Annotated in this window: 6 protein-coding genes; all 6 read left to right on the top strand. The window is 64.1% G+C overall.

Going from position 1 to position 6,476, the window contains the following annotated elements:
• A partial coding sequence (locus ACLQI9_RS22095) for a phosphotransferase enzyme family protein (protein ID WP_442392205.1) occupies nucleotides 1–333 on the top strand: 333 nt, incomplete at its 5' end.
• Between the two features lie 81 nt (nucleotides 334–414).
• The gene (fabG, locus tag ACLQI9_RS22090; protein WP_442392204.1) at nucleotides 415–1,950 is read left to right on the top strand and encodes a 3-oxoacyl-ACP reductase FabG; all 1,536 of its coding nucleotides are present in this window, start codon (nucleotides 415–417) and stop codon (nucleotides 1,948–1,950) included.
• Nucleotides 1,947–3,797 carry a flavin-containing monooxygenase gene (locus ACLQI9_RS22085; RefSeq protein WP_442392203.1) on the top strand — a complete coding sequence of 617 codons (1,851 nt, stop codon included), beginning with the start codon at nucleotides 1,947–1,949 and terminating at the stop codon, nucleotides 3,795–3,797. Before fabG ends, ACLQI9_RS22085 begins: the two co-directional genes overlap by 4 nt.
• A complete protein-coding gene (locus tag ACLQI9_RS22080) occupies nucleotides 3,798–4,733 on the top strand; it encodes an SDR family NAD(P)-dependent oxidoreductase (RefSeq protein WP_442377202.1) in 936 nt (311 codons plus the stop codon).
• On the top strand, nucleotides 4,726–5,931 hold the full coding sequence (locus tag ACLQI9_RS22075; RefSeq protein WP_442392202.1) for a CaiB/BaiF CoA transferase family protein: 1,206 nt from the start codon (nucleotides 4,726–4,728) through the stop codon (nucleotides 5,929–5,931). The genes ACLQI9_RS22080 and ACLQI9_RS22075 overlap by 8 nt, the downstream gene beginning before the upstream one ends.
• A 13-nt stretch (nucleotides 5,932–5,944) precedes the next feature.
• Nucleotides 5,945–6,476, top strand: a 532-nt coding sequence (locus tag ACLQI9_RS22070) for a thiamine pyrophosphate-binding protein (protein ID WP_442392201.1), incomplete at its 3' end; no start/stop codon positions are given.

Genomic DNA, 6,476 nt, shown 5'->3' with positions numbered 1-6,476 from the left:
CTGCTCGTCAGCGGCGAGGACATCCAGGTCATCGACTTCGACGACTCGGGTTTCGGCTGGTTCATGTTCGACCTGGCGACCGCGGTCAGCTTCATCGAGCATGATCCCCGGGTGCCCGCGTTGTGCGATGCCTGGCTGCGCGGCTACCGGCGGGTGATGCCGCTGGCCGCCGAGGACGAGGCGGAGATCCCGACCTTCGTCCTGTTGCGGCGGCTTCAGCTGGTCGCGTGGGTCGGCTCGCACCGGTTCGCCGACGCGGCGCTCGAGCTCGGCGCGGACTTCACCGTCGGCTGCTGCGAGATTGCCGAGCGTTATCTGCTCACCGCCACCTAGTACCGCCGCACCGGCACCGCCCACGTCAGCCCGCCACGTCAGCACCGTCAAGGTAAGCATCGATTCGTCAGGGAGTTGCGGATGTTCACATCGATCAGCGGCAGGTCCGTACTGGTGACCGGCGGTACCAAGGGCATCGGGAAGGGGATCGCCGCCGGGTTCGCGAATGCGGGCGCCCAGGTAGTGATCACCGGGCGGCACCGGGACACCGGCGAGCGGGCGGCGGAGGTGCTGTCGGCCGACGCGGCCGATCTGCACACGGCGGGCGGGAAGGTCAGTTACCTGCCCGGTGATGTCAGTGACCCGGGGAGCTGTGCGGCGGTGGTAGCCGCCACGGTAGAGGTGAACGGCGGCCTCGATGTGGTGTGCTGCAACGCCGGCGTCTTCCCGGCCGCCCTGCTGGCGGAGATGACCCCGGCCGAGCTGGAGGAGGTGCTGTCGATCAACCTGAAAGGCACCTTCTACACCGCGGCGGCCGCGCTGCCCGCGCTCAGGGAGTCGGGTCGCGGCCGGATCATCCTTACCTCCTCGATCACCGGGCCGATCACCGGCTACGCGGGCTGGTCGCACTACGGCGCCAGCAAGGCCGGCCAGCTTGGCTTCATGCGCTCGGCCGCGCTCGAGTTCGCGCGATCCGGTATCACCATCAACGCGATCATGCCGGGCAACATCATCACCGAGGGGCTCGATGAGCTCGGCGCGGATTACCTGGCGACGATGGAGGCCTCGATTCCGCTTGGGCGGCTGGGGAGCATCGCGGACATCGCGAACGCGGCGCTCTTCTTCGCCTCCGATGAGGCGGGCTACATCACCGCTCATCTTGTCTTCGATTGCAACTGGAAAGTCGCGATGGAGGCCTTCAACGAGACCTACCACGTCTACACGACGCATCCGGAGTTCAACAAGTTCGGCGAATTCAAGGGATGGGCCAAGGCGCAGGGCAAACACAGCAATATCGGCTATGACGCTCCGGAGGACATGGAGGCCACCAAGTCCAAGATCCGGCTCGGCATTGGTGCCGATCCGCGTGCGTCAACCGCAGAGATGCAGGTGTACACGATGGAGGAGACCAACGCCACCACCACCCAGACGCTGGTGAACGCCGCCAAACGGCTGGTCGACGAATTGCCGGAGGGGACACCGGCCGACAAGGTTCTCGAGCACTGGCTGGCGTCGGCGCGCCGGGACGACGAAGCGCGCGGTGTGATCTGGCCGACGATTCCGTCCGACATCCTCGGCCAGGCGGGCACCGCATGGCAGATCTTCCCGAACTTTCAGATCGGGCAGGGCCTGACCAGTGCGCTCTGCTACGGCGCGCGACCGCACCCCAGCTACAACCCCGACAAATGCATTTTCGAGGTGTCGGTGTTCGAGCTGTACCCGAAAGGCCAAGAGCCGCAGACAGAGTGGGAACGCACACCGGTCGGTGACCCTCGGTGGCGGTCGGTATTGCCGCAGGATTTCTCGAACATGGCCGCAGTGCAGCAGGGCATGAAATCGCCTGCGTTCCCGGGTACCAAACCCAATCCCTACCGAGAGCGAAGCACTGTCAACCTCCATCACCAACTATCGAAGTACATGGGTACCGGCGAACCGCAGGAGCTTTCAGATAGATGACAATGTTCGATACATGCGGACCGACGCAGACGCCGGACGACATCGATATCGACGCGCTGCGAGAGAAGTACTTATTCGAGCGCGATAAGCGGCTGCGTCCGGAGGGCTCGAAGCAGTACTTGGAACTCAAGGACGAGTTCGCGAAATTCGCCGAGATCGATCCCCACACGCCCGTGACACCCCGCACGCCTATCGACGAGGACATCGACGTGGCGGTGCTCGGCGGCGGCATCACCGGGCTGCTGGCGGGCGCGTACCTGAAGAAGGCCGGCGTCGATGACGTGCACATCATCGAGATGGGCGGGGATTTTGGCGGGGTCTGGTACTGGAATCGTTTCCCGGGAATCCAGTGCGACAACGACGCCTACTGCTACATCCCGATGCTGGAAGATCTCAACTACCTTCCTTCGAAGAAGTTCGCCGACGGCCCTGAGATCTACGAGCACTGCCGTCGCATCGCAAAGCATTTCGGCCTCTACGACGGCGCGATCCTGTCCACCCAGGTTCGCGCGGTGCGCTGGGATGAGGCGATCAAGCGCTGGCGGTTGAGCACTAATCGCGGTGACGACATCCGCGCCCGGTTCGTGGTGATGGCACAGGGCTCATTCAACCGGCCGAAGCTGCCCGGCATCCCCGGTATCAAGGACTTCAAGGGGCATACATTTCATTCCGCTCGCTGGGATTACGACTACACCGGTGGGGATTCCAACGGCGGACTGCACAAGCTGCATGACAAGCGGGTTGCGCTGGTGGGTACCGGTGCGACCGGCGTCCAGCTTGTTCCGCACCTGGGCCGAGACGCCCAGCACCTCTACGTCTTTCAGCGCACGCCCTCATCGGTGGACCTGCGGGGCAACGAGCCCACGGATCCGCAGTGGGCGGCTTCCCTGCAGCCCGGCTGGCAGGAAGAACGCAAGCGCAACTTTCACCGCTGGTCACCGTTGGGGGAAGGAGTGGTGTTCGACGAGCCGGATATGGTCTGCGATTTCTGGACCGAACTGGGGCGCAACCTGACCGCGCGGGTCGCGGCCGCGGAGGATCCCGCTTCACTGACCATCGAGCAAATCATGGCAATGCGCGAAGAAGAGGATTACAAGATGATGGAGCGGCTGCGGCGCCGCGTCGCGGAGGTCGTCGAGGACCCGGAGACCGCCGAAGCGCTCAAACCGTACTACCGATTCATGTGCAAGCGGCCCTGCAGCAACGACGAATACTTACCGACGTTCAACCGCCCGAACGTCACGCTGGTTGACGTGTCGGAATCCAAAGGCGTGCAACGGCTCACCGAGAACGGGATCGTCGCCAATGGCGTTGAGTACGAAGTCGACTGCGTCATATTCGCCAGCGGTTTCGAGATCACCACGGACATCGGCCGTCGGTACGCGGTCGATGTGATCGAGGGCCGCGACGGCCTGTCGCTCTTCGATCACTGGCGCGACAGCTACAAGTCGCTCCATGGGATGACCAGCCGAGGCTTCCCCAACCAGTTCTTCACCGGCTTCATTCAGGGCGGCGTGGCGGGGAACACCACCGCGATGCTCGAGCAACAGGCCGAACACATCGCCTATATCATTTCCGAGGCAATAGCGCGCCGCGCGACGACCGTCGAGCCGAGCCAGAAAGCCCAAGACAACTGGGTCAAGACGATCCGCGAAACCTCAATAGACAGCTCGGAATTCGCGGTCTCGTGCACACCTGGCTATTACAACAATGAGGGTGGCGGTGGCGGCGAGGGCATCCGCTCGGCCATCGGCGATCCCTATATGCCGGGCTTCTACGTGTTCGACGACTTGCTCAAGGAATGGCGTGCAAGTGGCGACCTAGACGGTCTGGTCCTCGGAACATAGATGGCCGAATTGAGATTCGACGGCAGGGTAGCGGTCGTCACCGGGGCTGGCCGAGGGCTCGGCCGCTCCTACGCCATGCTGCTGGCATCGCGCGGAGCGAAGGTCGTCGTCAACGACCCCGGCGGCAGCCTCGCCGGCGAGGGAATGGACGCCGTGCCGGCTGACCACGTGGTCGGCGAGATAACCGCCGCCGGAGGACAAGCCGTCGCGTGCACCGAGTCAGTCGCCACCCGCGAAGGCGGCGATGCGATCATCCGGACCGCGCTCGAACATTACGGCCGCCTCGACATCCTGATTCACAACGCCGGCAACGTTCGTCGCGGCTCGCTGAAGGAGATGAGCCACGAAGACTTCGACGCCGTGCTCGACGTGCACTTACGCGGCGCATTTAACGTTTTACGGCCCGCGTTCCCGGTTATGTGCGATGCCGGTTATGGGCGCATCGTGCTGACTTCCTCCATCGGCGGCATGTACGGAAACCATGGCGTGGCCAACTACGCGGCCGCGAAAGCCGGCGTGATCGGTCTGTCCAATGTCGCGGCGCTCGAAGGTGCGGCCGACGGCGTGATATGCAACGTGATCGTGCCGGCCGCGGTGACCAGAATGGCCGCCGGTATCGACACCTCGACCTACCCACCGATGGGCCCGGAGCTCGTTGCGCCCGTGGTGGGTTGGCTCGCACACGAAACCTGCTCGGTGACCGGGGAGGTCTTCATCGCGTTGGCGGGTCGGGTGGCGCGAGCGGTCATCGCCGAAAGCCCCGGCGTGCATCGGCCAACCTGGACGGTCGAGGACGTCGACGAACATCTCGATGCGATTCGAAACATTGAGGCGCCGCTGGTTTTTCCGGTCGTTCCTGACGGTCATGACCAGCACATCCGCTGCAGCTTCGAGCTCGCGCAACGTTCCGGCGACCGAGGCGTACTTCATGGCTAGCCGGACGGGCACGGGACCGCTGACCGGTCTGCGGGTAATCGACCTCACCGCAATGGTGATGGGACCGTACTGCACGCAGATCATGGCCGACATGGGCGCGGACGTGATCAAAGTCGAACCGCCACAGGGCGATAACACCCGTTACATCTCGGTCGGTCCCGCGCCGGGCATGAGCGGGGTGTTTGTCAACGTCAACCGCGGCAAGCGCAGCATCGTGCTGGACCTGCAAACCGACGACGGAGCACAGGCGCTGCGCGCGCTTGTCGAGACCGCTGACGTGTTCATCCACTCGATGCGGGCCAAGGCGATCGCCAAGCTCGGCTTCGCCTACGATGACGTCGCCGCGATCAACCCGGCGATCATCTACACCAATTGCTACGGGTACGGGCGCCGGGGACCCGAACGCGACCGGCCCGCTTACGACGACACCATCCAGGCCGAGTGCGGCCTGCCGGCGGTCCAACAGCAACTGACCGGCGAGGCCGACTTCGTCGGAACCATCATGGCCGACAAGATCGCCGGGTTGACGGCGTTATATGCGACGACCATGGCGTTGTATCACCGTGAGCGCACCGGGGAGGGGCAAGAAGTCGAAGTCGCGATGTTCGAAACCATGGCCGCGTTCATGCTCGTCGAACACGCGAACGGCGCCCTGTTCGACCCGCCCTTGGGGCCGGCCGTGTATCCGCGCACCGTGGCGCCCAACCGCCGTCCGTATCGCACGAGTGACGGCTACATCGCCGCGTTGGTATACAACGACAAGCACTGGAACGCGTTCGTCAACGCGGTGCGCCCGCCATGGGCCAGTGAGCTGTACTCGACGTTGGAACAGCGTGCGGGGCAGATTGACACCATCTACGGCTTGGTCGCCGAGACGATGAAACAGCGCTCGACGAACGAGTGGCTGGCGCTGTTTCGCGAACTCGAGATACCGGCCGCGCCACTCAACACGCCCGGCGCGTTGTTCGACGATCCGCATCTCAACGCCGTGGGCATGTTCGAGACCGTGGACACCCCGCACGGACCGGTGCGCTTCCCGGGCGTACCCACCTGGTTCTCTCGGACACCGGGTCGCGTCGCGGGGCCAGCGCCGGAGCTCGGCGCCGACACCGTCGAGATCCTCGACGAACTGGAAAGCCAACAGGCTGCGCGGATGCCGGCTGTCGAAACCAACTCGCTCAAAAGTAGCTATCCCTAAGGAGTTTTCAACCATGGCTGTGCCCGTTTACAAGCGGATCCTCGACCTGTTCGAGGCCGAGGGCGTGAAGACGTTGTTCGGTATCCCCGACCCGAACTTCGTGCACATCTTCCTCGAGGCGGAATCGCGCGGTTGGGCGGTGGTCTCGCCGCATCACGAAGAGAGCGCCGGGTTCATGGCCGAGGCCGTCTCGCGGATGACGGGCAAGCCGGGCTTGTGCATCGGCACACTGGGTCCCGGCGTGGCGAATATCGCCGGAGCGATGATGTGCGCCAAGGTGGAGAACTCGCCGGTCATCTTCCTCGGTGGCCAGCGGGCGCGCATCACCGAGCGGCGAGTCCGGCGTGGACGCATCCAGTTCGTCCGCCAGGAAGAACTTTTCGCGCCGACGGTGAAATACAGCGCGTCGATCGAATACGCCGACCAAACCGATGAAATCATTCGAGAGGCGATTCGGCGCGCGATGTCGACGACGCCCGGCCCGGCTTACGTCGAGTTCCCGTCTCACGTAATTCTGGAAGAGTTGGATGTCCCAGACCCGCTGC

It is taken from the genome of Mycobacterium sp. (assembly GCF_052143115.1).
Taxonomy (GTDB): Bacteria; Actinomycetota; Actinomycetes; order Mycobacteriales; family Mycobacteriaceae; genus Mycobacterium.
The sequence above is the reverse complement of the archived record's forward strand: the minus strand, read 5'-3'. Positions and strand labels throughout refer to the sequence as shown.